This window comes from Paraburkholderia strydomiana (assembly GCF_031456815.1).
In the GTDB taxonomy this organism is placed as follows: domain Bacteria; phylum Pseudomonadota; class Gammaproteobacteria; order Burkholderiales; family Burkholderiaceae; genus Paraburkholderia; species Paraburkholderia caledonica.
The window spans coordinates 552,787-578,431 of the sequence record NZ_JAVDVL010000002.1 but is presented as its reverse complement, the minus strand read 5'-3'; the positions used below and the strand labels follow the sequence as shown (position 1 = coordinate 578,431).

Genomic DNA, 25,645 nt, shown 5'->3' with positions numbered 1-25,645 from the left:
TGGGTGCTGTGCGAGGCCCCGGCGCCGATGCCTTGCCGCTCAGTCGACGCCCGGCCGCGCCTCACGCAGTGGCTGCAAAGCGGTCGGCTCAGTGATTGAGCTTGCCCAGCAGCAGATATTCCATCAACGCCTTCTGCACGTGGAGACGGTTTTCGGCCTCGTCCCACACGACGCTTTGCGGGCCGTCGATCACTTCCGCGCTCACCTCTTCGCCGCGGTGGGCTGGCAGGCAGTGCATGAAGAGGGCGTCCGCATTGGCGCGCGACATCATCTCCGCGTCGACGCACCAATCGGCAAAGGCCTTCTTGCGCGCTTCGTTTTCCGCTTCGAAGCCCATGCTGGTCCACACGTCGGTAGTGACCAGATCGGCACCTGCACAAGCTTCGTTCGGATCGTCGAACTCCTGGAAGAACGGCGCGCTCTCCGCTGCGACCAACGCGCGGTCGAGCTTGTAGCCCGGCGGCGTAGACAGGCGCAGCTTGAAGCCGAGAATCTGCGCGGCTTCAATCCATGTGTACAGCATGTTATTGGCGTCCCCGACCCACGCAACCGTTTTTCCGCGAATCGGACCGCGATGCTCGAAGTACGTGAAAATGTCGGCCAGCACCTGACACGGGTGATATTCGTTTGTGAGACCGTTGATCACCGGCACGCGCGAATTTTCGGCAAAGCGCTGAATAATGTCCTGACCGAACGTGCGGATCATGATGATATCGACCATGCGCGAGATCACTTGCGCTGCGTCTTCGATCGGTTCGCCGCGACCCAATTGCGTGTCGCGCGTGCTCATGAAGACGGCATGGCCGCCCAACTGGAAAATACCGGCTTCGAACGAGAGGCGTGTGCGAGTCGAATTCTTTTCGAAGATCATCGCCAGCGTGCGGTCGTGCAGCGGATGGTAAGTCTCGTAGTTCTTGAACTTGCGCTTCAGAATTCGCGCGCGTTCCAGCACGTACTCGTAGTCGTCTAGCGAGAAATCCTTGAACTGCAGATAGTGGCGAATTTTCTTGGCGGTCATGAAACAAATACGGCGGTCTCACCCGGCAGGATTGCCGGACGGCGCCGCCGTCGTTATGTGGTAACTCAATGCAGCATAAAGGATTTCGCCTCGTTTGACGAGTCGGCGAAAAGGCCGGAAAAGCGCTTTGAAAGGTTCGGTGTGCTGTCGGACCGAGCTTGTGTGCAGTGCGGAAAAAGGCCTGCTGCGCTATAATCTGCGGGTTATTCCAAGGCCCAGCAGGCCGGTGCTTCGCTTCGGCGGGGGCACGGCTCGTATGGCTCGCGCGGTTCGGAAGGGCAGTTCGCGGTGCGCAGTCTCCACGTGCGTCACAGCGGCTCAACCCGCCTCACGGTCTCCGCCGGCGCGGCGCTCTGGAGCGGCTCACACGCGAGGCTCAGGGTTTCAAAATCCGTTTTCGCTTGCTGTCGCCGTCGTCCGCTGGGCAGTCACACAGGTATTCCTACATGGCCGAAGCAGCTCCAACCGAATATTTCATTCAGGGCATCACGTCGACGGGAAAGAAATTCCGGCCGAGCGACTGGTCGGAGCGGCTCGCGGGTGTGATGTCATCTTTCGGGCCGGGCGCGCGGAAAGGTCCGCACGCCTACATGCAGTACTCGGTGTACGTCCGGCCAACCATGATTGGCGACCTCAAGTGCGTGATTCTCGATTCGCGCTTGCGGGACATCGAGCCCATGGCGTTCGACTTCGTCATGAACTTCGCGAAAGACAACGACCTCGTGGTGACCGAAGCGTGCGAACTCGAACTCGAGCATGCTCCGCCGCCGCAAACCAAGCGACACTTCATTTGAGGCGCGCTGCGCTGGCTTTTCAGAATGCAAAAAACCCGCTGCTCGCGGGTTTTTTTGTGTCGGCGTTGGGGCAGAGCCGCGAGCCCTTCTCTAGTCTCGCGCAGCCAACAAAAAAGCCCGCCAAAGCGGGCTTTCATGCGCAGCGGAAACAGGAGGTAGCCCGCCGAAGCGGGCTGACCGGAATTACTGTGCTGCGGACGCCTGCAGACCCTTGATGGCTGCGGCGAGGCGGCTCTTATGGCGAGCTGCCTTGTTTTTGTGAACGATTTTCTTGTCGGCGATGATGTCGATGGTCTTCGACGATGCCTGGAAGATTTCAGCGGCCTTGGCCTTGTCGCCGGCGTCGATCGCCTTGCGCACTGCCTTGATAGCCGTGCGGAACTTCGAGCGCAGTGCCGAGTTGTGCGAGTTTGCCTTGGCGGCCTGGCGGGCGCGCTTGCGTGCTTGTGCGGAGTTAGCCATGACGGTTCCTTATCCTGTTCCTGTTTCCAGTACCTGACCTTCAAGTGGTGAGGCGCTGCTTTTAGATCCGAACTCTTGGAAGCGATTGCCCAAGAGCGCAAAAGTGTCGAAAAACGGTCGAACTACGCGAAGGCGGGCCGATGTTTGCGGCGCCATGTTCCGGCGTATTGCAGACTGGTAGCAGATAACCTGGTGCCAGCCTCAGCCCTATCCGGAAGCCGTCCGCGAACTGAGCGAGCTTCGAAACCGGCGATTATAGCAACAAAATCATGGACGTGGCAACGGGAATGCGCTGCCTGCGTGCCGCGCCTTGGTCGGCAGGATTTCGTGACCCGAGGCCCCAACGCTGTCCGCGGACGTACGTCATTTGCAACCGCCCGTGCGCGACGCAACAAAAAACGACGCAATTCGCCGCCGCGCCGCGAACGTCTGCCGGGTAAATCGGTCCGAATCGCTTCCGGCTCGTCGTCCGCATCTGCGGCACCCTTATAATAAGCGCCCCATGAATCTATTCCGAGCCCTGCTGACGGTCAGCGGCTTCACGCTGTTGTCGCGCGTGACCGGACTGGCCCGCGAAACGCTGATCGCCCGCGCGTTCGGCGCCAGTCAATACACTGACGCGTTCTACGTCGCCTTCCGAATTCCGAATCTGCTGCGCCGCATTTCCGCCGAAGGCGCGTTCTCGCAGGCCTTCGTGCCGATCCTCGCCGAGTTCAAGAATCAGCAGGGGCACGACGCCACCAAGGCGCTCGTCGACGCCACTTCGACGGTGCTCGCCTGGGCGCTCGCCGTGCTGTCGCTGATCGGCGTCCTGGGCGCGTCGGGCGTCGTATTCGTGGTTGCCTCGGGTCTCGCCCACGAAGGCCAGGCCTACGCGCTCGCCGTAACGATGACCCGCATCATGTTCCCGTACATCATCTTCATTTCGCTCACGTCTCTCGCGTCGAGCGTTCTGAACACGTACAAGAACTTTTCGCTGCCCGCGTTCGCGCCGGTTTTGCTCAACGTCGCGTTCATCGTCGCCGCGGTGTTCTTTGCGCCGCGAATGCACACGCCGGTCTATGCGCTCGCGTGGGCCGTGATCGTGGGCGGTCTGTTGCAGTTCCTCGTGCAGTTGCCCGGTCTGAAGAAGATCGACATGGTGCCGCGCATCGGCCTCAATCCGGTTCGCGCGCTCGCGCATCGCGGCGTGAAGCGCGTGCTTTCGAAGATGGTGCCGGCGATGTTCGCTGTGTCCGTCGCGCAGATCAGCCTCATCATCAACACGAATATCGCGTCGCGCATCGGGCCGGGCGCCGTTTCGTGGATCAACTACGCCGACCGGCTGATGGAGTTCCCCACGGCGTTGCTCGGGGTGGCGCTTGGGACGATCCTGCTGCCGAGTCTCTCGAAGGCGCATGTCGACGCCGACCCTCACGAATATTCGTCGCTGCTCGACTGGGGCTTGCGCGTCACGTTCCTGCTGGCCGCGCCAAGCGCAGTCGCGCTCTTCTTCTTCGCTGAGCCGTTGACGGCCACGCTGTTCCACTATGGCAAGTTCGACGGCAACTCGGTCGTCATGGTGGGGCGTGCGCTCGCCGCCTACGGCGTCGGCCTGATCGGCCTGATTCTGATCAAGATTCTCGCGCCGGGCTTTTACGCGAAGCAGGACATCAAAACGCCGGTGAAAATCGGCATCGGCGTGCTGGTCCTCACGCAGTTGAGCAACTATGTGTTCGTGCCGATCTTCGCTCATGCAGGCCTCACGCTGAGTGTCGGGCTCGGGGCTTGCGGCAACGCGCTGTTGCTGTTTCTCGGATTGCGTAAGCGCGGTATCTATACGCCGTCGAGCGGCTGGCTCAAGTTTTTCGTGCAGTTGCTCGGTGCGTGCCTCGTGCTGGCCGGCCTGATGCATTGGCTCGCTCAGAGCTTCGACTGGATCGGCATGCATGACCGGCCGATCGACCGTATCGCGCTACTGGGCGCCTGCCTCGTGCTGTTCGCCGCGCTATATTTCGGTATGCTTTGGCTGATGGGCTTCAAATACGCGTATTTCAAAAGGCGAGTGAAGTGATTACGATGACGCGGGTTCTCGACTATTTCAGCACGCTCGTCGCCGAAGACGAAAGCTTGCCGCTGACCGAGGCGGCGCTCTCGCTCGCGCAAGATGCTTACCCCGACCTCGACTTGCAAGGCACGCTGGCCGAGATCGACGAACTCGTGGTGCGCCTGCAGCGCCGCATGCCGGAGGACGCCGACATCCGTCAAAAGGTCGGCGTGCTCAACCGGTTTTTCTTCCGCGAGCTCGGATTCGCGAGCAATCTGAACGACTATTACGACCCGGACAACAGCCACCTGAACGCTGTGCTCAAGCGTCGCCGCGGCATTCCGATTTCGCTGGCCGTCCTGTATCTGGAGATGGCGGAGCAGGTTGGCATCCCGGCGCGCGGCGTGTCGTTTCCCGGACACTTCCTGCTACGCGTAACGACACCTGACGGCGACGTGATGCTCGATCCGACTAGCGGACATTCGCTGTCAGAGTCGGAAATGGTCGACATGCTGGAGCCGTATGTCGCTTCGGCTGGAGAATCGGTGAGCAGAGCGCTGCGCATGCTGCTCCAGCCGGCCACACGACGCGAAATCATCGCGCGTATGTTGCGAAATCTGAAGTCCACGTATCTGCAGACGGAGCGCTGGCAGCGGCTGCTTGCCGTCCAGCAGCGCCTCGCCATATTGCTGCCCGAGAGTATCGAAGAGATTCGCGACCGCGGATTCGCGTACGCGCGTCTCGACTATCTGCGCCCGGCGCTCGAAGACCTCGAACGCTATCTGGGCGAGCGCCCGGATGCCGAAGACGCCACGGTCGTCGAGTCGCAGTTGCAGGAACTGCGTCAGCGCACGCAGCATAACGATCGCGACTAGCAGGTAGGAAATAGCGAACGGCGCTCGCGAGCGCTTCAAAATAAAACGCCTGCACATGCGTCATGTGCAGGCGTTTTTCGTTGTCGCCGCCGGAATTCGCGGCGCGCACGGTTGTTACTTCGGCTGCATGCGAATGGCGCCGTCAAGACGGATCACTTCGCCATTGAGCATCGGATTATCGAAAATCTGCTTGGCAAGCATTGCGTATTCCGCCGGCTTTCCGAGGCGCGGCGGGAACGGCACCATTGCGCCGAGCGCGTCCTGCACCTCTTGCGGCATGCCGAGCAGCATCGGCGTTTCGAAGATGCCCGGCGCGATTGTCATGACGCGGATCGCATTGCGCGACAGGTCGCGCGCGATAGGCAGGGTCATGCCGACCACGCCGCCCTTCGACGCCGCGTAAGCCGCCTGACCGATCTGACCGTCGTATGCGGCGACCGAGGCCGTATTGATGATCACGCCGCGTTCGCCGTTGGCGTTCGGCTCGTTCTTCGACATGGCCGTAGCCGCGAGCCGGATCATGTTGAACGTGCCGATCAGGTTGATCGAGATCGTGCGCGTGAACGAGTCGAGCGGATGCGGGCCGTCTTTGCCGACTGTTTTGACGGCGGGCGCAACGCCCGCGCAATTCACGAGGCCGCGCAGCGTGCCCAGCTTCGTTGCAGCGGCAACCGCTTGCGTCGCGTCGTCTTCGCGGCTCACGTCGCATTTGACGAAAATGCCGCCGAGTTCTTTGGCAAGGGCCTCGCCGGCATCCTGATTGAGGTCGGCCAGCACGACCTTGCCGCCGTTCTCCGCGAGAAGGCGCGCGGTGGCGGCCCCGAGACCCGATGCACCGCCGGTGATCAGGAATACGTTGTCGCGAATCTCCATGTTTCCTCCTTTGCTCGATATGGTAGGTAAGTCAGATTGGATCGGCTTTCAATTATTGATAATCCCACAACGCAATGGGCGGAGATCAAATAAAAACGTCCGTGCGGAAACGCAATAAAAAACCCGCCGAAAGGGGCGGGTTTTCTGTGTCAGCGAATGCTAGGAGGCCGATTACTTTAGCGCGTCAAACACGCGGTCGCGGATTTCCTCGACCGTGCCGAGGCCCGAAATGCGACGGTATTGCGGTGCCCGCAGCGGCGTGCTTGCGTCGCCGTTCTTCGCCCAACCGTTGTAATAGTCGATCAACGGCTTGGTCTGCGCTTCATACACTTGCAGACGCTTCTTGACCGTTTCTTCCTTGTCGTCCTCGCGCTGGATCAGCGGCTCGCCGGTGACGTCGTCGATTCCTTCGACCTTCGGCGGGTTGAACTTGACGTGATATGTGCGGCCCGACGCCGCGTGCGAGCGGCGGCCGCTCATACGTACGATGATCTCGTCGAACGGCACGTCGATTTCCAGCACGTAGTCGATTGCGACGCCTGCCTGCTTCATCGCCTCAGCTTGCGGAATGGTGCGCGGAAAGCCGTCGAACAGATAGCCGTTGGCGCAGTCCGGTTGTTGCAGACGCTCTTTCACCAGGTTGATGATCAATTCGTCTGTGACCAGTTCACCTGCGTCCATAAAGCGCTTTGCTTCCAGGCCAAGTGGTGTGCCAGCTTTGACGGCCGCGCGCAGCATATCACCGGTGGAAATTTGCGGAATGCCGAATTTTTCCTTGATGAAGTTTGCCTGAGTGCCTTTACCCGCGCCGGGCGCACCCAAAAGGATCAAACGCATGTGTATCTCCAGATCTATGTGAATTCTTTGGGGCGCTGCAGGCATCCCATGAGGGCGAGGGACCCGCGTCGGCTACCGTCTGGTCCCGCGCTGCACGTCGAAGACGGCGCTGCAAGAAACACACACGGCGCGACCGGGCAAACCCAGGCTCTCGCGAATAAAACGGGAGGCGCGCACAAGCGTCCGATTATGCCATGGGTTTTTGCGCTCAAGACCCGAATAAAGCCCGCACGCGCGCCAGATCCGCGGGCGTGTCCACGCCCGGAAGCGGCACCTCGGGCGTGATCAGGACCGCGATACGCTCGCCATGCCACATCGCGCGCAATTGCTCGAGCGCTTCGACCTGTTCGATAGGCGAGATGGCGAGATCGGGATACGTGCGCAGGAACTTGGCGCGATACGCATACAGCCCGATGTGCCGATGAACCACCGCGGGCGCGGGCGGCACGGGCATCGACGCGACGTCGGGCCAGTGCGGCTGATAAGCGTCGCGCGCCCAGGGAATCGGCGCGCGCGAGAAGTACAGTGCCACGCCGCGCGCATCGAGCACGACCTTGACCACGTTTGGATTGAAAATCTCCGCCGCGTCGACGATCGGATGCGCGGCAGTAGCGATCGCGCAGTCGTTTCTTGCCGCGAGGTGCGACGCGACGCCGCACACGAGCGCCGGATCGATCAGCGGTTCGTCGCCTTGCACATTGACGACGATCGTCTCGTCGCTCCAGCCAAATTGCGACGCGACCTCGGCAAGGCGGTCCGTGCCCGACGGATGGTCGGCGCGCGTCAACACGGAATCGAACCCATGCTCGCTGGCCGCATCGAGCACCGACTGCGCGTCCGACGCGATCAACACCTGCTGCGCGCCCGACTCGCGTGCGCGTTCGGCGACCCGCACCACCATCGGCTTACCGCCGATATCGGCGAGCGGCTTGTTGGGTAATCGGCTCGACGCCAGACGCGCGGGCACAACGGCGATGAACGGGGGCGTGGCGGGGTTGGTGTGATTCATCGGAGAGATGCGCGCAAGGGTAGAGAGGACGGGAGCAGGGACGCGGTGGGAGTGAGCCAGCAAACGCGGCTTGCGAAGGAGATAAAGCCCAAGACAAGGCCGATACGCGGAGTCGACATCGCCGGCGGCAGATCGACAATGCAACGGGCACAGAAACCAGCCCGCCGTGCATTCGCGCTCACGGCGCGGTTTGCGCTACCTGCTGCCTTGCATTGACCAAAAACGCGGTCTGCGTGATATGCCCTTCGCTAGCCTGACCCGCGTTAGGCGACCGAACCCGGATTCAGGTCGACCGGCGTGCCTTCGACAGTTTGACGCGCCTCGTCGACCAGCATCACGGGGATGCCGTCGCGGATCGGATACGCGAGCTTGTCGGCGTTGCAGATCAGTTCCTGCGCGGCACGGTCGTAGCTGAGCGGGCCCTTGCAGATCGGGCAGACGAGAATTTCAAGCAGGCGAGCGTCCACGGACTTTCTCCACAACTAATGCAATGAGGCGATGATCGAGCGCGGCTTCCACGGGAACGACCCAGATGCGCGCGTCGCGCCAGGACCCTAATTTTACCGCATCCTTTTCGGTTATCAGGATGGCATCGGCTTCAGCGTCGGTGAAAGGATTGCGCTCGAAAGCGTAGTGATCCGGCAGCGCGCGAGTTTCAGGCGCAAGGCCCGCGGCGCGCAGCGTAGCGAAGAAACGTTCTGGCGCACCGATGCCCGCGGCGGCCAGCACCCGCTCGCCGCTGAACTGCGCGAGGGGCCGGCGCAGCGCGGGATTCTCGAGATGCCACGCGTCGGCCGGTGCGAGTTGCAGCGAGAAGGTGTTGGGCCACGCAGGCAGCGTTTTCGCGTACGGGTCGTTGATCAGCGTGGCGTCGCGACGACGCGAGAGCGGCTCGCGCAGCGGTCCTGCCGGCAGCAGAAAACCGTTGCCGCCGAGTCGGTGATCGAATACGACCAGTTCGGCGTCGCGTGCCAGCCGGTAGTGCTGGAGGCCGTCGTCGCTGACAATCACGTCGACGTCCCGATGCGCCGCGCACAGTGCCTGCGCAGCTGCCACGCGATCCGGGCACACCCATACCGGCGCGCCGGTGCGGCGCGAGATCAGCAGTGGCTCGTCGCCGCCGACACTTGCTGCCGATGCAGGCGTCACCGGCGTCGGAGCTTTCACGCGTGCGCCGTAACCGCGCGACACGACACCAGGGTTGAAGCCGACGCCGCGCAACGCTTCGACTAGCGCGATCACTGTCGGCGTCTTGCCGGTGCCGCCGACGGTCACGTTGCCGACCACCACCACAGGCACGCAGACGCGCACCGACTTGAGCCAGCCGAGCGAGAATGCGGCGCGGCGCATCGCGGCGATTGCGCCGAACATGCAGGCAAGAGGCGTCAGCGACCATGCGAGCGGCCCGCGGTGCTGCCACTCGCGGGCAATCCGCGTTTCCAGGCGATCGAAAACTCCGCTCATCGGCAAAGCGGGCGAGCGAGCGGCGCGCCGCTCGCGGGTCGGTTGAGGTGCAGCAGCGGCGTGGAAGCGCCAGGGGCAATGCGCGGGACAGGCATGAACGCGATTCTCCGGACGGTCGAAGTGTGGAGCACGAGTTGAGCACAGGTCGAGCGCGAAAGGGCGCAGGCGGGTCGACATCGCGCCTGCGCGCCGCTCGGGTGTACTGTGCTGTGCAACCCGCCACTCTAGCGCGCACGCGTCCCGGCCCGCAAGTCGCGGGCACTGGATCCTACGCCCCCATTTCGTTTAGCCGGTTATTTGCGGCCTGTGGATAACTTTGTGGAGAACTGCCCCGCCATCGGGCCGCGAGGGCCGTTGCAAGCGCTTCGCATCGGCAATCATTCTCATTGCCCATCAGTAAAATTCATATAAATCAACAAGATGGTTCGGATTTCCGTAGTGCTGCGGCCTCTTTGGCGGCATCGTCCTGGAAAGTCCCGACATGTGGACACTTTTGACAATTTGCGCGGCCCGCTGGACGCCGATGGCTGCTCGGTCTATCGTCTGTCCGGCCAGTCCCAACAGGTTTCCTTGCATGAATTCCGATAGTTCTTTTAATTCGCCGACGCTGCCCGGCGGCGAAGTCGTCGTTCCAGTTTCCGCTTTGAACCGAGCGATCGGCACCATGCTCGAACGCTCGTTTCCGCTCGTGTGGGTCGCGGGAGAAGTGTCGAATTTCACGCGTGCCGCGAGCGGTCACTGGTACTTTTCAATCAAGGACGCGCAGGCGCAAATGCGTTGCGTGATGTTCCGCGGCCGTGCGCAGTACGCGGAGTTCATGCCAAAGGAGGGCGACCGTATCGAAGTGCGGGCCCTTGTCACGATGTACGAGCCGCGCGGCGAGTTGCAGCTCAATGTGGAAGCGGTGCGGCGGACCGGGCAGGGGCGTCTTTACGAGGCGTTTCTGCGGCTCAAGGCGCAGCTGGAGGCCGAAGGACTTTTCGCCGCAGAGCGCAAGCGCGCGTTGCCTTCGCATCCACGTGCAATCGGCATTGTCACCTCGTTGCAGGCGGCGGCGCTGCGCGATGTCCTTACAACGCTGTTACGTCGCGCGCCGCATATTCCGGTGATCGTCTATCCGGCGCCGGTGCAAGGCGTGGGCGCGAGCGCAAAGCTGGCGGCGATGGTCGATGCGGCCAGCGCGCGGCGCGAAGTGGACGTGTTGATCGTATGCCGTGGCGGCGGATCGATAGAAGATCTGTGGGCCTTCAACGAAGAAGTGCTGGCTCGCGCGATTGCAGAAAGCGCGGTGCCGGTGGTCAGTGGCGTCGGTCACGAGACCGATTTTACGATTGCCGATTTCGCCGCCGATATGCGCGCGCCGACACCCACGGGCGCCGCCGAACTCGTCAGCCCCCAACGCGTGCTGTTGTTGCGCGAACTCGATCATCGGCACGCCGCGCTCGCTCGCGGCTTTGGCCGGATGATGGAGCGGCGCGCCCAGCAACTCGACTGGCTTGCGCGCCGGCTCGTGTCGCCAGCCGAGCGTCTTGCGCGGCAACGCATGCACCTGCAGCAGTTGAGCGCGCGGCTTTCGTCGGCGGGCGCGCGACCAGTGCGCGACGCTCGAGCGCGTTTTTCGTTGCTGCACATGCGTTGGCAGCGCTGGCGTCCCGACCTCGCCGCGCATCAGGCGAAACTCGACAATCTCACGCAGCGGCTCGATGCCGCGCTGTTACGCCAACATGAGCGTCAGGTCGCGCGCATCTCGACACTGGCCGCACGGCTCGAAGTGCTGAGTCCGCAGCGCACGCTCGAACGCGGCTATGCCGCGGTGCTCGATGCGCAAACCGGTCGTGCGTTGCGAGCGCCGTCGTCGTTAAAGCCTGGCCGCCGCCTCACCGTGCATCTCGCAGAAGGCACCGCTGATGTTGCGCTCGCCGATGTGCAACCGCGTCTTGCGGACGGTTTCTGACATTGCGCTGACACCTTGCCGCGTGCGTACTTTTGACTGTGCCTGGCAGCGAATTCGGGTGTAACGCGAGCAGTAATTACGCGGTTTTGCAGGCAATTCGCCGATGCCGGACATAAAGTCCGTTCGTTTGCGGGGTTATTCCAAGTCGCCTACAATCGAGTGCTCTGAAGCGTTATCCGCAGACTCCCCACAACAGATACAGACTGAAGGAAAGCACCATGGAACATACGCTCCCGCCGCTGCCGTTCGCGAAAAACGCACTCGCTCCGCACATGTCGGAAGAGACGCTCGAGTTTCACTATGGCAAGCACCACCAGACCTATGTGACCAACCTGAACAATCTGATCAAGGGCACGGAGTTCGAGAACCTGTCGCTCGAAGAAATCGTGAAGAAGTCGTCGGGCGGCGTGTTCAATAACGCGGCTCAAGTGTGGAATCACACGTTCTTCTGGAACAGCCTGTCGCCGCAAGGTGGCGGCGCTCCGACCGGCGCGCTGGCCGACGCGATCAACGCCAAGTGGGGTTCGTTCGACAAATTCAAGGAAGAGTTCGCGAAGACCGCTATCGGCACGTTCGGCTCGGGCTGGGCATGGCTCGTGAAGAAGGCAGACGGTTCGCTCGACCTGGTGTCGACAAGCAACGCAGCTACGCCGCTGACCACGGACGCTAAGGCGCTGATTACGATCGACGTGTGGGAACACGCGTACTACATCGACTACCGCAACGCACGTCCGAAGTTCGTTGAAGCTTACTGGAACATCGTCAACTGGGAATTCGCGTCGAAGAATTTCGCGTGAGTCGACAGTGAGCGTAGCACCATCCCGCGGATCAGTTAATGAACGGCGGTGTCGGTGTGCTCAGGCTCTAAGCTGGTTGCGATTCGAGCCTTAAGCGTAAGCACAAATAAAAGCCCTCCATGTGAGGGCTTTTGTTTTTATCGCAGGCTGAGATATACGGCTCGCGTGCTTACAGCAACTTTGTCACCGTTCGTAACCGCGCGAGTATAAAAGGGGCGCTGCTTGGGCCACTTGCGCGGCTTTGTGTGTCGGCGCAAAACATACGGTAACTGTTCGGTAAACATCGCGTGCGCCGATTGGTCTAACGTGTGTTCTCCCAATTCCCTGTTACTCGCGCCATCATGATTTCAAGTCTAAAACCGGTGCGCGCCGCGCTGCCTCTCGGGGCCGTTGCACTCGCGCTTGTGCTGCTGGGCGGTTGCGCCGTCGTGCCGCCGAGCGGTCCCTCGGTGGTGGCTCTGCCGCGTAGTGGCGAGCCGCTCAGTCAGTTCCAGCAAGACGATTACACATGCCGTGACTACGCGTTCCATTCGTCCGATGTAGCCGGCGCCTCGCAGAGCGCGACCACGAGCAGTGTTAACAGCGCAGCGATCGGCACGTTCGGCGGCGCGGCAGTCGGCGCACTGTTGGGTGCGGCGGCGGGCAACCCCGGCGCGGGCGCGGCCATCGGCGCGGGCAGCGGTTTGCTGATCGGCGGTGCTGCCGGCGCGAATGGCGCGCAGTACTCGGCGAACAGCCTCCAGGCACGGTATGACGCAGCCTACGCGCAGTGCATGACGTCAAAAGGCAACACCATCTCGCAGCCTCAAGTGCCGGTCTACGCGCCGCAGCCCGTGTATGCGCCGCAGCCTGTCTACGTCGCTCCGCCGCCGCGTTATTACGGGCCGCCGCCGGTCATGTACTCGCCTTATCCGTACTACTGACTGTAGGTCATGCATACGCGCGCATGAGCCGCGTCCGGCACATGCGCACATGGACGAATGGCGCGACCTATTCCGCGTCGCCGCTCCCCGCCGTCTTGCGCGGCCGACGGTTGCGTGACGACGCCGTTTTTCGCGCGGCTCTCTTCTTCGGCGCTGGCGTTTCCTCCGCGACGGCTGACGTTTCCGCAACTGGCGGCGCAGTTTGCGCGGCGCTGTCCGATTTTTGTGCTGCAGTCTTTCTCGCTTTCTTTGCGGCTGGTTTGCGGGGCTCGCGCGGCCGACGACGTTGAGTCTGCGTGTCGTCTGCCTGCTCCGCCTCGGTATTCGCGACTGCGTCAGCTTCTGTAGTCGTCACGTTGCCCGGTGGCGCGGCGGGTGCCTGAGGCAACTCAGACGAAAAATCCGCATGTGCCTGCGCGGGTGCCTGCCTCAAGTCGGCGTCCGGATCGCTTTGACTGGCTGCGCCGTAGTCGTCTTGTCGATCAGCGGCTCCGGCGGATTCGTATGGGCTTTCCGGTGCGGGTTCGCGCGTGACTTGCTGACTCGCTCCTCCTTTCCGGTTGCCACGGCCACGACGACGCTGATCATGCTTACCGCCTGTCTCGGCTGTCACCGTTTCAGCCGCCTGAGGCTCGACAAGCTGTTCACCCATCTGCGCGGTATCGGCACGTTCGCTCGCATGTTCGGTCGCCTGCTCGCCCGCACTCTCTCCGAGCACGTTCGAGACCGTGCTCCGGTACACATAGGCGCCTGACTTCTCGTCGCGGCCGAATTCCAGCAGTCCGCGCGCGTGCGCCTCCTCCAGCAGATTGCCGAACGCGCGAAAGCCATAGTAGGTCTCGTTGAAATCAGGCTTGCGACGCTTGATGGCGTTTTTCAACACTGACGCCCAGATTTTTCCGCTGTCGCCGCGCTCGGAAGCGAGCGCGTCGAACGTTTGCACTGCAATCTCGACGGCTTTAGTGCGACGCTTTTCGAGGTCTTCCTTGCTGCGGCTTTTATCTTCTTCCTGCGATGGCTTGCCGGTCGGCTGAGCCGCCTTCTGCGGTCGCGACGACTCCCGCTTTGCAACCGTCCGTTGACTTTCCCGGACGAGGTCGTCGTAAAAAAAGAACTCGTCGCAGTTTGCGATTAGCAGGTCTGACGTGGATTGCTGCACGCCGACGCCAATCACCTGTTTCGCGTTTTCGCGCAGTTTTGACACAAGCGGTGAAAAGTCCGAGTCGCCGCTGATAATCACAAACGTATTGACGTGCGATTTGGTGTAGCAGAGGTCGAGCGCGTCGACGACCAGCCGGATATCCGCGGAGTTCTTGCCCGATTGGCGCACGTGCGGAATTTCGATCAATTCGAAGTTGGCCTCGTGCATTGCGCCTTTGAAACTCTTATAGCGATCCCAGTCGCAATACGCTTTCTTCACGACGATGCTGCCCTTGAGCAGCAGACGTTCGAGCACCAGCTTGATATCGAACTTGTCGTACTTCGCGTCGCGCACGCCCAGCGCGACATTTTCGAAGTCGCAGAAGAGCGCCATGCTGACGGTTTCATTGGATGACGCCATGTAAATCTCCATTGAAGCGCTCGTCGATGTCGACGAATCGCGACCATGATAGCGATTCCAGCGAAGCTGATCAGCTTTTGTCCAAACAACGCAGTTCAACGCGCCGACCTACAGATCGTGACGTCTGTCTGGCGCCGCAGGAAACGGGCTTAGTGCCGCCCGTGTTTCCAATACCTCGTCCACCAGGCCATAGGTTTTTGCCGCGAGGGCTGACATGAAATTGTCGCGGTCTGTGTCACGCGCGATTTCCTCGATGCTTCGCCCCGTCCGTTCGGCCATCATCGCGTTCAGGCGTTCGCGCAGATAGAGCACTTCCTTAGCCTGAATGTCTATATCTGCCGCCGTGCCTTGGCTACCGCCCGAGGGCTGGTGGATCATGATGCGGGCGTTAGGCAATGCGTACCGTTTGCCGCGTTGGCCGGCGCACAGCAGGAACGTGCCCATGCTTGCAGCAAAGCCGGTGCATAGCGTCGACACTTCCGGCTTGATGAACTGCATGGTGTCGTAAATGGCGAGACCGTCGTAAACCGAGCCGCCCGGCGAATTGATGTAAAACGAAATATCCTTGTCGGGGTTCTCGGATTCGAGAAATAGCAGTTGCGCCACGATAAGACTGGCCGACTGCTCGTTCACGGGCCCCACGAGAAACACGATGCGCTCGCGCAACAAACGAGAATAGATGTCGTAGGCGCGCTCACCGCGACCGGACTGCTCTATGACGGTTGGGACGAGCCCGAGATCTGTGACGGATGCGTAACTGGAATGCATTTTTGCCTCGCTGAAGTGGGCTGCTGTCCCTATGACGATCCCGCTGCCGGTGGCGTGACATAAATATTTTTTGGCGCGCCTGTCACGCAACGTATCGCCCGAGCGTCAAGCTGCAATGGATGCCCTTTTTGCGGTGAGCCGCGCCGGAGCATCCTGCATATCAGCGCACGCGCTTTTCATCACGCACGATCTGGAGGTCAACGCATGACAGAACACGAAATCGACAAGGCATCCAGCTTCGGTGCGGTGCGCGCCCGTCTTATCGCGTTGGCGTACCGCATGCTGGGCAGTCGCGCGGAGGCAGAAGACATCGTGCAGGACGTCTGGCTGAAGTGGCATCTTGCCGACACGCGTGAAGTGCAAACGCCGGCAGCGTGGCTGACTACACTGACCACACGCACGGCGATCGACCGTCTGCGAAATGTGCAGCGCGAGCGGGAATCGCAGACCACCGGCTGGTTGCCGGAGCCTTGGCTCGACGAAGTCGCACCATCCGCTGAAGAACTCGCCTTGCGTGCCGCGGAAATGTCGTATGGCGTGATGCTGTTGCTTGAGCGTCTCAAACCCGACGAGCGCGCGGCGTTCGTGCTGCACGAAGCGTTCGATTGTGACTATGCCGAGATCGGCAAGATCCTGGAGCGTACGCCTGCAAGTTGCAGGCAGATTGTCCACCGGGCAAGAGTTCGTTTGCAGCGTGCGGGCGCGCCGCTGCAAAGGCCCGACGCGCAGGCGCACGCGCGGATCGTCGAGCGTTTGCGCAGCGCGCTGGAGGCGCAAGACCGGGCAAGCTTGCTCGACCTGTTTAGCGACAGGCCGGTAGTCGTCAGCGACGAGCCGGAGTTCGGGGCGCTGAATGTCGTGGCGAGTTCGCCCGCGCCTTTGGTTACGCCTTCAGTCGCGCCTTCAGTTACACGTCGAGGTGCGGACGCTGTAACAAACTCGCCGGGAATACCGGCACAGGCGAGTGCCCAAGCACCTGGCTGCGAGCACGAATCTACATTCGGCTCTACATTCGGCGATTGGATCGAGAAGGTGACGTCGCTGGCGGGGCAGGCGAGCCATGTCGAACTGGTGTCGGTGGGCGGAGTGCCGTCCATCGCTTTCCTTATCGAAGGCGATGTCGTCGCGCTGATCGACGTCTCTACAGAAGACCCGTACAACAGCCTCACAAGCGCCGAAAGGCGCAGTCGGGGACAGGGCCCGGTCTGCAACGCGACCAACAGCGCTCAGAAGATCGTTTCGTTGCACGCGGTAACGAGCGCGTCGCGACTTCAGGCCGCCAACCGCGTTTTAGGCCGCGCAGCGGTCACTGAGTTGCTGGCGCGAATCACGCGCAACCCGGCGCAGTCAGTTGCGATGGGCCGCGACTTCCCAGTTGATGTCTACGCATAGCACTTGTGTGCCCTTCGGCGTATGCGCGGCGATTGAGGCAGTCACACACAAGTGCGCTTCGTTGATCGAAAGATAGGGAGGTGTTAGATGCACCTGACCCGGCACACGCATTGCCTGGATGAAATACGGCCGCCGCTCCCAGCTCGCGCCCTCCGAATGCAACAGTGGGCGGAAGCGTTTGGCGCGTTGCGAAGCGCGCCCTGGAGGCAGCACGTTGTCGCCGATCTGCCGTCCTGAGCCGTCCAGAATGAAGCAGCGTGCTGTCTCGCCGAGTTTCAGTAGCGGGGCAGTCGCCTCGGCGGCAGGTCGCCCTGCTACAAGCTCTGCGGCTGCTGTTTGGAGCGCAGTCACGTACGGCGCGAGGCGCGTCGCCTGCGCGCGCTCACGCGCTGCAACCCGCTCACGCAACGCTGCCGAAAGCGAGTCCATCAAACCTGCGGCGGTTTGCGGCTTGACCGCATCTACGCTCGGACCTGCAAAGAAGGCGCCCTGCACGAAGTCGACGTTGCATTCGAGAGCGATCAAGGCATCGCGTTCAGTAGTGAGGCCACCCATCAACACCAATTGGCCGGACTCATGCAACAGCGAGACGAGGCCGGGCAGCACGCGTTCAATGTGCGAATGCTCGCTGGCTTGCGCGAGAATGCAGCGATCGAGCGTGACAATGTCGGGGCGCAGGTTCCAGACGCGGTCAATGTTCGAATGCTTGGCGCCGAAGCCATCGAGCGCTATCAGGAAGCCTGACTTGCGGAGTGCGTCGATGATCTCGGCAAAACGGGTTGTTTCGCCGCCCGCCTGTTCGGACACTTCCAGGACTACGCGTTGTGGCGGCAAACCCAACGCCTTGAGGCCGGCCAGAAGTGCGTCGCCATAACTGGTGTCCATCAGTGCGGCCGGGTGAAGGCTTAGGAAGAGCCATTCATCGTGACTGTCGAACGCGTTGAAGTTGCCAAGGTGAAGTGATTCGGCCAGCCGACCCAGCTCCAGCAGGTCGCCGCGGCGCGCGGCCTGGGTGAAGACCTCGTGCGAGGGTACTTGCACCGCTTGCTCGTCGTGCGCGCGCAGCGACGCGTGATAACCGATTGCACGCCGGTGCGATACCGAGAAAACCGGCTGGAACACGCTGAAGACGGTGTAGCCGCCGTATAGAACGGTGCGCCGGGAGCCTTCGTCACCGGCCATCGGGCGGGGAGGCTGGAAACCGGGAGGATCGAGTTCGATCATGCTCATCATGTCAGTCGTGTGAAGGGCGGCGCGATCGCATGCTCGATGTGGGTGTGCATGCGCGATACGTAAGTTTACAGGATTGAAGAGCAAGATCCATGCGCGTGCAGAGATGCTGCATGCGCGCGCGATTGCCACGAGGGATCGGCAACATTGTGCGCCAACCCGGGCGCTCACGCGATAGTTCGCACATTGCTGGTGCGGGGAGCGCCCTGCGGCAGAGCCTACGTTAGCAGCCACGCTGCCGCTGAGACAGCATGGCAGGCGCTCTGCGTGGAGTTGTGTCAGGTGCTCCGACTGCCGTCGGCGACCAACAGCTAACGTCGCTGACTGCCATCAACTATCGCCCCCGAGCGACAGCCAACGCCCCGACGAACGCCTCAACCAACGCCCGACGAACGCCTCAACCAACGCCCCAACCAACGCCGCAACCGACCCCCAGCCCCCGCCAGTCAACCCAAAAAACTCACGTGCGCTCAGAAGGGTCCGTCTTCTTCGCGGGCGTCCGGATATCAGGCGACAACTGCGCGAAGATCCACGCCGAACCCGCGGTGATAATGCCGACGCACAGGAAAGTCGCGTGGAACGCGGGCAGCGAATTAGCGGCTGTCACGCGTGGCAAGAGGCCCGTGAACGTGGCGAGCAGGGCGCCGGCCACCGTCACGCCGAGGCTCATCGACAGCATCTGGACAAGCGAGAACAAGCTGTTGCCGCTGCTTGCGCCGCCGGTTCCGAGGTCCTTCAGCGTCAAGGTGTTCATCGCGGTGAATTGCATCGAGTTGACTGCGCCGAACAATGCCAGTTGCACAAGCCTCAACCATAACGGCTGGCCCGCGCTGGTGAGCGAGAAGCTCGCCATCGTCAAGCCGACAAGAATTGTGTTGATCATCAATACGCGGCGATAGCTGTATCTAACGATCAGCGTCGTCACGAGGCGCTTGGACGCCATGCCCGCAGCCGCGACGGGCAGCATCATCATTCCGGCTTCAAAAGCGCTATAGCCAAGGCTCACCTGCAATAGCAACGGAATCAGATACGGCATCGCGCCGCTGCCTATCCGCGCGAATAGATTGCCAAGCAGTCCGACGCTGAAAGTGTGGATCTTGAACAGATCGAGCGGAAAAATAGGCGATGGCTCACGCACCGCGTGCAAACCATAGGCGACAAAACACGCCAGGCTCAGGATCAGCAGCACGAGCACGGTCGCGTGTTGAATGCCGAATTCGGTGCGTCCGTCGAGCGCGGACGAAATCGCCACCATGCCGGCCACGAGCAGAAGGTAGCCTTTGACGTCGAACTTGCCGACCTGTTCGTTACGGCTATCCGGCATGAAGATGAATGTGGCGATGCATCCGGCGATGCCCACGGGCACGTTGATCAGAAAGATCCAGTGCCAGGATGCGATCTTCACCAGCCAGCCGCCAAGCGTCGGGCCAATCAACGGACCGATCAGTCCGGGGATGGCAACGAATGACAGCGCCGGCAAATAGCGCTCGGCCGGAAACGTCCGCAGCACGGCAAGCCGCCCGACCGGCAGCAGCATCGCGCCGCCCACGCCCTGCACGATGCGGAACACCACCAGTTGGTTCAGCGTATGAGCGTTCGCGCACAGCAACGAGCCGACCGCGAAAACCAGGATCGCGCTGAAGAACACGCGTCGCGTACCGAGTTTGTCGGCGAGCCAGCCGGACACGGGGATCATCACGGCCATCGTCAGTGAATAGGCGATGACGACCGACTGCATGCGCAACGGGAGTTCGCCGAGGCTCGTTGCCATCGCTGGGAGAGCGGTGTTGACGATCGTCGAATCGAGCGTTTGCATGAAAAAGCCGGTCGCGACGAGCCACAGCATCACTGTCAGTGAGCGGGCGGAAGGGGCGCTGGCTGCGACGGTTGCCGAGGCGGGCGGAGTTGGCGGCGTGGACATGAAGTAGCGGCTAGGCGCAAGGACGGCAGGGACCCGCTATTCTAGGGAAAAGCAGCCGACGACGCAGGGAGGTCAAGGCCCGAGCCACGCACGGAGGACAGGTCGTGACGTGCTGATGTGCGCGGCGCGGTTAGATGCAACGCAGCGAGGCCGCGGAGCCAGACGCGACAAAACCACGCCAGCCACGCATCGAACCTCAGCCAACAACCCCAACCCCGCAACCGCCCCTCACCCCCGCAACGCTGCCGCCGCCCGAAAAAACGCTTGCGCCCTCGGCTCGTTTCCGAACGCGGCGTGAATCCGGATCCACGGACTCTGCTCCATCCCCGGCCGGAAATAGCTGCCCGGCGCAACGGTCACGCCCAAAGGCGCACCGCACTCCACCAGCCGCTCCGCATTGTCCACATGCGGCACGCGAGCCCACAGAAATTTGCCTCCGACCGGTTTCTCGAACACCTCCCAGCCGGCATCTTCGAGCGTTTGTATCGTCGAACCCAGCGCATCGCGCATACGACGTCGCAGTCGCTCGAGATATTTGCGGTATGCGCCGCGCTCGAGCAGGGACGCCGTCACCGTCTCTGCAAAGAGCGACCCACCGATGCTGGTCAGCATCTTGATATCGACGAGATCCTTGATGATTGCGTGGCTCGCCACGACACAGCCGATGCGCAACGACGACGACAGCGTCTTCGACAATCCGCCGATATAAATCACGTGTTCCAATTGATCGAGCGTCGCGAGGCGGTCCGTGATGTCGGCCTGAAAGTCGGCGTAAATGTCGTCTTCGATAATCGTGAAGTTGTGCTCGCGCGCGAGTTGCAGCAGACGGAACGCCACCGGCGGGGCAACGGTCGTCCCGGTCGGATTGTGGAACACGGTGTTAATGAAGAATAGCTTCGGCCTATGCCGCTTCAACTGCGCCTGCATGACGTCGAGGTCCGGGCCGCTCCGCGTACGCGGAATGCCGATCAGCCGGACGCCGTGCAACTTCAGCAGGCCATACAGGTTGTAGTAGCCGGGATCCTCGACGAAGATCGTGTCGCCCGCCTTCAGCATGTAGCGCATCAGCAGATCGAACGCCTGGCTTGCGCCGTTCGTAATGAGAATCTGCGAAGTGTCCGCGCGGATACCCAGTTGCGCGATTCGTGCCTGCAAGTGCTCCCGCAAGCTCAAGTTGCCGAGCGGCGTCGCATAGTCGACCATGCTGGCCGGATCGGTGCGCAACACGTGTCGTATCGCCTGGGCGATGTTGTCGGTGTCCCGCCACGGCTCGGGAATGAAGCCGCTGCCAAGCTTCAGCGTTTCGCCGGGATGGTTGAATTGCTGGAGCAGGTGGTCGGACTCGTCCTCGGCGCGGCGCGGGTCCGACGTGCCGTCGCACTGCGAGCCGCCCGGCGGCCGGTCGGCCACGTAGAAGCCCGAGCCGTGGCGCGAGTCGACGTAACCGAGCGACACGAGCCGGTCATAAGCCTCGATCACCGGAAAGCGGCTCACGCCATAGTCGGCTGCGAACTGGCGGATCGACGGCAATTTCGAGCCGGGATGCGCGGCGCGCGAGCGGATCCACGCGGTCACGCCCGCGACGATCTGCTCGGTCAGCGGCACACCATTGTCTCTGTCCAACTGAATTTCGAGTCGCATACGGTTTCCTTCCGCGAACGCGTTGTGCGGGCCAACAGAGCCGTCGCGCGCCAACTGTTCGGTTTTTCAACTGCACAGTTCCGACGAAAGTGTTCGGAAGTGTGCATGGGTATTCGATCATCGCACGTCAATAATCGATACAACAGAGAAGCCCTTTTGAAGGAGAACGGCAATGCGTGAAGTGCGGATTTTCGAACTGGAACATGAAGAGCCGGCCGCGGCCTGGCATGTCGCGCGCCCGTCTACTTTCAAGGTGATCTCGGGTGAGATCTGGCTGACGGTCGAAGGCGACAGTGAAGACTACTGGCTTGCCACGGGTGAATCGATCGAGTTGCCCCGCCGGGCCGTGGCGTGGATCAGCGCCGGGCGTGATGGTGCGCGCTTCGCGCTCGCAAGCGGATCGGAGCGCGGAACCATCAAGCCGGTGCTCGGCGTGCCGACACCGAACTGGCTGCCGCGCTGGCTCGGCGCTGCCTGACAATACCGGCAGAAGTACCGGCAGAAGTACCGGCGCGACGGGCGGCTGCCTGCTCAAGCCTCGAGCTCGCCAACATAACGTGCTCGCGGCCGGATCAGACTGCCGTCGCGCGCCTGTTCCATTGCGTGCGCAATCCACCCGACCACTCGCCCCACTGCAAAGAGCGTGAAGGCGGCGCCCGTCGGCAAGCCGAGCACACGCTCGATGGCCGCAAGCGCGAAGTCGACGGTCGGCTCCGCGCCGGTCGTATCGCGCACCGCTCGCGCGAGCGCCAGCACCTGAGGGAGCGGCGAGCGGGCCGGCGCACAGTCTTGCAACAAGTCCAGCAGAAGCCGCGCGCGCGGGTCGCCTTCCGGATAAAGCGGATGCCCGAAGCCCGACAGCACCGGCCCTTGCGTGCCTTGCTCGTGACGCGACAAACGGGTAGCCAGGTAACGATCGAGATCGGCGGCGCGTGAGGCTTCGTCCAATAGAGCGGCAATGCGCACGGTTTCTCCGCCGTGACGCGGGCCCGCGAGCGCGGCGAGACCGCCCGCGACCGCGCCGAACAGATGAGTGCCCGTCGACGTGATGCAGCGGACCGTGAACGTCGACGCGTTCAGTTCGTGATCCGCACACGCGACAAGCGCCGCGCGCAGCAGGCCCGCTTGCTGGCGGCTGCGCACCTGCCAGGCCGATGCCAGTTGCCGATGCAGTGGTGCATTCGACGGCGGCGCCGAGATCATTGCGGCGGCCAGCAGCCGCATCACGGCGCAGGCGCTGTCCAGCTGCGCATCGCGACCGAGCGCCCACACCCGCGGCATTTGCGCCGCCGCCGCAGGCAACAGCACCAGCGCGCGATCGAGCGGCGTATTGTCGCCCCACAGCTTCAGCCAGGCCGCCCATTGAGCGGCGGCGATCGGCACAGCCGGCGCATCCGCAATGCGCGCCGCGCTGCACTCCCACAACAACGCGGCGATGTCTTCCAGCGACTCGGTGCGCGCGAGTGCCGTCGCATCATGCCCGCGATACAGCAGGCGGCCTTGTGCAACCAGCGTGATCGACGATTCGAGCACCGGCACGCCCCAGTCCAACACTTTCTGCGCGACTTTGCCCGCGCGTTTACCGTCTTCCTTGCGCCGCGCGAGCCGCCGCACCTCGCGCGCGTCGTAGCGGCGATGCTTGCCTTGTGCGTCCGGCGATGAGCTCAGCAAGCCCCGGCTCACATACGCATATAGCGTGGCGAGGCTGATGCCGAGTTCGGCGGCGGCTTCGCGGGCGGTCAACGAGTCGGGCAAAGGCATAGGAATGCGCGGCAAAAGTAGAGTTCAACCAAAGAAATCAATATATGTTGATTATCATAATCAAGATTGATTAACGCAAGGCGCGATTCTAGACTCGATCGCATCCCCGTTACTCGACTGTGAACAACATGACGCCCGAACTCGCGCTCGACCACATCTGGAGCCTCGCGAACTGCGAGCCAGCCGCGCTTCGTTCCGTACATTTCACCGGCTCGGAGCCGGGCTTGCCGTCGGTATTTCGCGTCGGGGCGCTGGCGTCCGCGACCATCGCAGCGGTGGGTTTGGCGGCGGCTGAGTACCATCGGTTGCGCACGAGGCACGGCCAGCGAGTGACGGTGGACATGCGGCGCGCGCTGGCTTCGTTCCGCAGTGAACGTTACCTGCGCGTCGACGACGGGCCGCCGCCTGCGCTGCGCGATCCGGTGACGGGTTTCTACGAGACGGGAGATGTCCGCTGGATCCAGCTGCATACGAATTTCGCGCATCATCTGAACGGCGTGTTGAAGGTGCTCGGTTGCCAGAACGATCGTGCCGCAGTCGCGGCGGCAATTCGCGGCTGGGACGGCGCCACGCTCGATCAGACTCTCGCCGATGCGGGCCTGTGCGCCGCGCTGATCCGCACGCCCGGCGAATGGGCCGCGCTCGACCAGGCTAAAGCAATCGCGGGTTTGCCGCTCTTCGAAATAGAGCGGATCGGCGATGCGCCGCCGGCATTGCCCAAGTCCTCGCCGTCGTTCGAGCCGTCATCGCGCAATACTGGCAGCCGGCCGCTGTCCGGCGTGCGGGTGCTAGACCTGTCGCGCATCATCGCGGGGCCGGTGGCTGGGCGAGCGCTTGCGCAGCATGGCGCTCAGGTGCTGATGATCAACGGGCCGCATCTGCCGAACATTGCGCCGCTCGTCATCGACAACGGGCGCGGCAAACGCTCGGCCGTGGTCGATCTGCGCGACGCGGCGGGGCGCGAGACGTTGCGCGGTTTGACGCGCGACGCCGACGTCTTTTTGCAGGCGTATCGGCCTGGAGCGCTGGCCGCGCGCGGATTCAGTCCCGAGGACGTGGCGCGCTTGCGGCCCGGCATTGTCTATGTGTCGGTGTGTGCGTATGGATACGAGGGACCATGGGCCTCGCGACGCGGTTTCGATAGTCTCGTGCAGTCCGCGAGCGGCATCGCGATGACCGACCAATCCGCAGCCGGATCGACCGAGCCGAGACATCTGCCGTGTCAGGCGCTCGATCACGCGACTGGTTATCTCGCCGCTTTCGGTGCCATGGCTGCGTTGGCGCGACGCGCCACCGAAGGCGGAAGCTGGCACGTCAAAGTTTCGCTCGCGCAGACGGGCCAATGGCTGCAATCGTTCGGCAAGATCGCCGACGGGTGGCAAGCACCCGATGTTTCGCTCGATGACGTGCGCGACTGCCTCGTCACAGTGGACTCCGAATTCGGTCGCGTACAGGCCGTGCAACCGGCCGAACAACTGGAGGAGACGCCGGCTTTCCTCGGGCTGCCGCCGTCGCGCATCGGCGCGCACGACGCGAAGTGGCTGTAACGGAGCTGCCTCGCTGCGTCGGCCCGCCCGCGACACGCCCGCCTATTTGCGCAGTTCCGCGACGAAATCGTAGTAGTCGTTGCGGCAATACGTGTCGGTCAATTCGATAGCGCGCTGGTCGGCCGTATATCCGACGCGCGTAATCAGCAGAAGCGCTTCGTTCGGCGCGATGCTCATTTGCTGCGCGATCTCCTCGCTCGCATTCACCGCGCGGAAATGCTGCAGTGCGCGGACGATCGTCAGTCCGCGATTCTCCAGATAGGTGTAAAGCGAATCGCCGATCGCCTGTGGATCGGGAATCACCGCAGCGGGGAAGGTGGAGTTTTCGACCGCCATCACGATGCCGTCGGCGAGACGCAAACGCCGCAGCCGCGTCACGGCCGCAGCCGGCGAAAGCCCGAGTTGGATTACCTCTTCGCGATTGGCCGGCAGAATTTCGCGCGACAGCCATTTCGAACTTGGCGTAAAACCTCGCCGCCGCAACATTTCGCTGAAGCTCGACAGACGCGACAGCGGATCTTCATAGCGTGGTGTGATGAAACTGCCGGCGCCTTGCGTGCGTCGGATCAATCCCTGCTCGACGAGTAGCGCGATAGCCTTGCGTGAAGTGATTCGCGAGACGCCGAGCGCCTCCGAAAGCACGCGCTCCGACGGCAGTGCCTCGCCGGCGTTCCAGCGGTTCTCGTGAATGGCCGTGCCAAGCTTGCGGGCAAGTTGAAGATAAAGCGGTGTGTCGTTTTCCGGGTCCGGGCGCAGATCGCGCCAGCGGTCTTCCGAGGCAGAGGTCATGGG

At 62.5% G+C, this 25,645-nt stretch carries 24 protein-coding genes; 9 read left to right on the top strand and 15 right to left on the bottom strand.

Annotated elements, in window-relative coordinates:
* Positions 1–88: 88 nt before the first annotated feature.
* Positions 89–1,018 carry an ornithine carbamoyltransferase gene (gene argF / locus J2W46_RS08225; RefSeq protein ID WP_020069160.1) on the bottom strand — a complete coding sequence of 310 codons (930 nt, stop codon included), beginning with the start codon at positions 1,016–1,018 and terminating at the stop codon, positions 89–91.
* A 446-nt stretch (positions 1,019–1,464) separates the two neighbouring features.
* Here argF and J2W46_RS08220 point away from each other — a divergent pair, with 446 nt between their 5' ends.
* A complete protein-coding gene (locus tag J2W46_RS08220) occupies positions 1,465–1,812 on the top strand; it encodes a DUF3579 domain-containing protein (protein WP_020069159.1) in 348 nt (115 codons plus the stop codon).
* Between the two features lie 183 nt (positions 1,813–1,995).
* Here the strand turns inward: J2W46_RS08220 and rpsT are convergent, their stop codons facing one another.
* The gene (gene rpsT / locus J2W46_RS08215) at positions 1,996–2,274 is read right to left on the bottom strand and encodes a 30S ribosomal protein S20 (protein ID WP_020069158.1); all 279 of its coding nucleotides are present in this window, start codon (positions 2,272–2,274) and stop codon (positions 1,996–1,998) included.
* 502 nt (positions 2,275–2,776) lie between these two features.
* Between rpsT and murJ the strand changes: the two genes are divergently transcribed.
* Together murJ and J2W46_RS08205 are read left to right on the top strand one after the other, a co-directional pair.
* Complete coding sequence (gene murJ / locus J2W46_RS08210; protein WP_310352748.1) at positions 2,777–4,327, top strand: murein biosynthesis integral membrane protein MurJ; 1,551 nt, start codon at positions 2,777–2,779, stop codon at positions 4,325–4,327.
* A 5-nt stretch (positions 4,328–4,332) separates the two neighbouring features.
* Entirely contained in the window at positions 4,333–5,175 is an 843-nt protein-coding gene (locus J2W46_RS08205) for a SirB1 family protein (protein WP_027778942.1), read from the top strand.
* A 114-nt stretch (positions 5,176–5,289) separates the two neighbouring features.
* On the opposite strand, the gene J2W46_RS08200 is transcribed toward J2W46_RS08205, so the two are convergent.
* From J2W46_RS08200 to J2W46_RS08175, 6 genes are all read right to left on the bottom strand, one after another.
* Complete coding sequence (locus J2W46_RS08200) at positions 5,290–6,048, bottom strand: 3-hydroxyacyl-CoA dehydrogenase (protein ID WP_087752903.1); 759 nt, start codon at positions 6,046–6,048, stop codon at positions 5,290–5,292.
* A 171-nt stretch (positions 6,049–6,219) separates the two neighbouring features.
* Positions 6,220–6,885 carry an adenylate kinase gene (gene adk / locus J2W46_RS08195; RefSeq protein WP_020069154.1) on the bottom strand — a complete coding sequence of 222 codons (666 nt, stop codon included), beginning with the start codon at positions 6,883–6,885 and terminating at the stop codon, positions 6,220–6,222.
* Between the two features lie 208 nt (positions 6,886–7,093).
* The gene (gene kdsB / locus J2W46_RS08190; protein ID WP_087752902.1) at positions 7,094–7,894 is read right to left on the bottom strand and encodes a 3-deoxy-manno-octulosonate cytidylyltransferase; all 801 of its coding nucleotides are present in this window, start codon (positions 7,892–7,894) and stop codon (positions 7,094–7,096) included.
* Positions 7,895–8,157: 263 nt separating this feature from the next.
* Positions 8,158–8,361, bottom strand: coding sequence for a Trm112 family protein (locus J2W46_RS08185; RefSeq protein WP_007180583.1), 204 nt, complete (start codon positions 8,359–8,361; stop codon positions 8,158–8,160).
* Positions 8,342–9,358, bottom strand: a complete 1,017-nt coding sequence (gene lpxK / locus J2W46_RS08180) for a tetraacyldisaccharide 4'-kinase (RefSeq protein WP_310352743.1) — start codon at positions 9,356–9,358, stop codon at positions 8,342–8,344. The genes J2W46_RS08185 and lpxK overlap by 20 nt, the downstream gene beginning before the upstream one ends.
* Positions 9,359–9,751: 393 nt before the next feature.
* Entirely contained in the window at positions 9,752–10,024 is a 273-nt protein-coding gene (locus J2W46_RS08175) for a hypothetical protein (protein ID WP_310353109.1), read from the bottom strand.
* Here J2W46_RS08175 and xseA point away from each other — a divergent pair.
* The 3 genes from xseA (at position 9,933) to J2W46_RS08160 (ending at position 13,032) form a co-directional block, all read left to right on the top strand.
* Positions 9,933–11,312, top strand: a complete 1,380-nt coding sequence (gene xseA, locus J2W46_RS08170; protein ID WP_310352740.1) for an exodeoxyribonuclease VII large subunit — start codon at positions 9,933–9,935, stop codon at positions 11,310–11,312. The two genes, J2W46_RS08175 and xseA, sit on opposite strands and share 92 nt — an antisense overlap.
* 218 nt (positions 11,313–11,530) lie before the next feature.
* Positions 11,531–12,109, top strand: coding sequence for a superoxide dismutase [Fe] (gene sodB / locus J2W46_RS08165; protein WP_006050063.1), 579 nt, complete (start codon positions 11,531–11,533; stop codon positions 12,107–12,109).
* 341 nt (positions 12,110–12,450) lie between these two features.
* The gene (locus J2W46_RS08160; protein ID WP_310352738.1) at positions 12,451–13,032 is read left to right on the top strand and encodes a glycine zipper family protein; all 582 of its coding nucleotides are present in this window, start codon (positions 12,451–12,453) and stop codon (positions 13,030–13,032) included.
* A gap of 67 nt (positions 13,033–13,099) precedes the next feature.
* On the opposite strand, the gene J2W46_RS08155 is transcribed toward J2W46_RS08160, so the two are convergent.
* Together J2W46_RS08155 and clpP are read right to left on the bottom strand one after the other, a co-directional pair.
* Positions 13,100–14,593 (bottom strand): NYN domain-containing protein, encoded by a 1,494-nt coding sequence (locus J2W46_RS08155; RefSeq protein ID WP_310352735.1) that lies wholly within the window; start codon positions 14,591–14,593, stop codon positions 13,100–13,102.
* Between the two features lie 108 nt (positions 14,594–14,701).
* Positions 14,702–15,361: an ATP-dependent Clp endopeptidase proteolytic subunit ClpP gene (gene clpP / locus J2W46_RS08150; RefSeq protein WP_087752897.1), complete on the bottom strand. Its 660-nt coding sequence runs from the start codon at positions 15,359–15,361 to the stop codon at positions 14,702–14,704.
* A gap of 204 nt (positions 15,362–15,565) precedes the next feature.
* Here clpP and J2W46_RS08145 point away from each other — a divergent pair, with 204 nt between their 5' ends.
* Positions 15,566–16,753, top strand: coding sequence for a sigma-70 family RNA polymerase sigma factor (locus J2W46_RS08145; protein WP_310352733.1), 1,188 nt, complete (start codon positions 15,566–15,568; stop codon positions 16,751–16,753).
* Here the strand turns inward: J2W46_RS08145 and J2W46_RS08140 are convergent.
* The 3 genes from J2W46_RS08140 to J2W46_RS08130 form a co-directional block, all read right to left on the bottom strand.
* Positions 16,709–17,983: an EAL domain-containing protein gene (locus J2W46_RS08140; RefSeq protein WP_310353092.1), complete on the bottom strand. Its 1,275-nt coding sequence runs from the start codon at positions 17,981–17,983 to the stop codon at positions 16,709–16,711. The genes J2W46_RS08145 and J2W46_RS08140 overlap by 45 nt on opposite strands.
* Before the next feature lie 460 nt (positions 17,984–18,443).
* Positions 18,444–19,904, bottom strand: a complete 1,461-nt coding sequence (gene mdtD / locus J2W46_RS08135; protein WP_310352729.1) for a multidrug transporter subunit MdtD — start codon at positions 19,902–19,904, stop codon at positions 18,444–18,446.
* Positions 19,905–20,132: 228 nt separating this feature from the next.
* The gene (locus J2W46_RS08130) at positions 20,133–21,545 is read right to left on the bottom strand and encodes an aminotransferase-like domain-containing protein (protein ID WP_288825326.1); all 1,413 of its coding nucleotides are present in this window, start codon (positions 21,543–21,545) and stop codon (positions 20,133–20,135) included.
* Between the two features lie 172 nt (positions 21,546–21,717).
* Here J2W46_RS08130 and J2W46_RS08125 point away from each other — a divergent pair, with 172 nt between their 5' ends.
* Positions 21,718–22,023, top strand: a complete 306-nt coding sequence (locus tag J2W46_RS08125; RefSeq protein ID WP_088177051.1) for a DUF2917 domain-containing protein — start codon at positions 21,718–21,720, stop codon at positions 22,021–22,023.
* A gap of 53 nt (positions 22,024–22,076) precedes the next feature.
* On the opposite strand, the gene J2W46_RS08120 is transcribed toward J2W46_RS08125, so the two are convergent.
* On the bottom strand, positions 22,077–23,306 hold the full coding sequence (locus J2W46_RS08120; protein ID WP_310352726.1) for a citrate synthase family protein: 1,230 nt from the start codon (positions 23,304–23,306) through the stop codon (positions 22,077–22,079).
* A gap of 128 nt (positions 23,307–23,434) precedes the next feature.
* Here J2W46_RS08120 and J2W46_RS08115 point away from each other — a divergent pair, with 128 nt between their 5' ends.
* The gene (locus J2W46_RS08115) at positions 23,435–24,853 is read left to right on the top strand and encodes a CoA transferase (RefSeq protein WP_310352724.1); all 1,419 of its coding nucleotides are present in this window, start codon (positions 23,435–23,437) and stop codon (positions 24,851–24,853) included.
* 42 nt (positions 24,854–24,895) lie between these two features.
* Here the strand turns inward: J2W46_RS08115 and J2W46_RS08110 are convergent, their stop codons facing one another.
* On the bottom strand, positions 24,896–25,642 hold the full coding sequence (locus J2W46_RS08110) for a GntR family transcriptional regulator (protein ID WP_020069137.1): 747 nt from the start codon (positions 25,640–25,642) through the stop codon (positions 24,896–24,898).
* Positions 25,643–25,645 lie beyond the last annotated feature (3 nt).

Coding starts and splice junctions, on each gene's coding strand:
- argF (WP_020069160.1), bottom strand. CDS start 1,018: ATGACCGCCAAGAAAATTCGCCACTATCTGCAGTTCAAGGATTTCTCG.
- J2W46_RS08220 (WP_020069159.1), top strand. CDS start 1,465: ATGGCCGAAGCAGCTCCAACCGAATATTTCATTCAGGGCATCACGTCG.
- rpsT (WP_020069158.1), bottom strand. CDS start 2,274: ATGGCTAACTCCGCACAAGCACGCAAGCGCGCCCGCCAGGCCGCCAAG.
- murJ (WP_310352748.1), top strand. CDS start 2,777: ATGAATCTATTCCGAGCCCTGCTGACGGTCAGCGGCTTCACGCTGTTG.
- J2W46_RS08205 (WP_027778942.1), top strand. CDS start 4,333: ATGACGCGGGTTCTCGACTATTTCAGCACGCTCGTCGCCGAAGACGAA.
- J2W46_RS08200 (WP_087752903.1), bottom strand. CDS start 6,048: ATGGAGATTCGCGACAACGTATTCCTGATCACCGGCGGTGCATCGGGT.
- adk (WP_020069154.1), bottom strand. CDS start 6,885: ATGCGTTTGATCCTTTTGGGTGCGCCCGGCGCGGGTAAAGGCACTCAG.
- kdsB (WP_087752902.1), bottom strand. CDS start 7,894: ATGAATCACACCAACCCCGCCACGCCCCCGTTCATCGCCGTTGTGCCC.
- lpxK (WP_310352743.1), bottom strand. CDS start 9,358: ATGAGCGGAGTTTTCGATCGCCTGGAAACGCGGATTGCCCGCGAGTGG.
- xseA (WP_310352740.1), top strand. CDS start 9,933: ATGAATTCCGATAGTTCTTTTAATTCGCCGACGCTGCCCGGCGGCGAA.
- J2W46_RS08175 (WP_310353109.1), bottom strand. CDS start 10,024: ATGGTGCCGATCGCTCGGTTCAAAGCGGAAACTGGAACGACGACTTCG.
- sodB (WP_006050063.1), top strand. CDS start 11,531: ATGGAACATACGCTCCCGCCGCTGCCGTTCGCGAAAAACGCACTCGCT.
- J2W46_RS08160 (WP_310352738.1), top strand. CDS start 12,451: ATGATTTCAAGTCTAAAACCGGTGCGCGCCGCGCTGCCTCTCGGGGCC.
- J2W46_RS08155 (WP_310352735.1), bottom strand. CDS start 14,593: ATGGCGTCATCCAATGAAACCGTCAGCATGGCGCTCTTCTGCGACTTC.
- clpP (WP_087752897.1), bottom strand. CDS start 15,361: ATGCATTCCAGTTACGCATCCGTCACAGATCTCGGGCTCGTCCCAACC.
- J2W46_RS08145 (WP_310352733.1), top strand. CDS start 15,566: ATGACAGAACACGAAATCGACAAGGCATCCAGCTTCGGTGCGGTGCGC.
- J2W46_RS08140 (WP_310353092.1), bottom strand. CDS start 17,983: ATGAGCATGATCGAACTCGATCCTCCCGGTTTCCAGCCTCCCCGCCCG.
- mdtD (WP_310352729.1), bottom strand. CDS start 19,904: ATGTCCACGCCGCCAACTCCGCCCGCCTCGGCAACCGTCGCAGCCAGC.
- J2W46_RS08130 (WP_288825326.1), bottom strand. CDS start 21,545: ATGCGACTCGAAATTCAGTTGGACAGAGACAATGGTGTGCCGCTGACC.
- J2W46_RS08125 (WP_088177051.1), top strand. CDS start 21,718: ATGCGTGAAGTGCGGATTTTCGAACTGGAACATGAAGAGCCGGCCGCG.
- J2W46_RS08120 (WP_310352726.1), bottom strand. CDS start 23,306: ATGCCTTTGCCCGACTCGTTGACCGCCCGCGAAGCCGCCGCCGAACTC.
- J2W46_RS08115 (WP_310352724.1), top strand. CDS start 23,435: ATGACGCCCGAACTCGCGCTCGACCACATCTGGAGCCTCGCGAACTGC.
- J2W46_RS08110 (WP_020069137.1), bottom strand. CDS start 25,642: ATGACCTCTGCCTCGGAAGACCGCTGGCGCGATCTGCGCCCGGACCCG.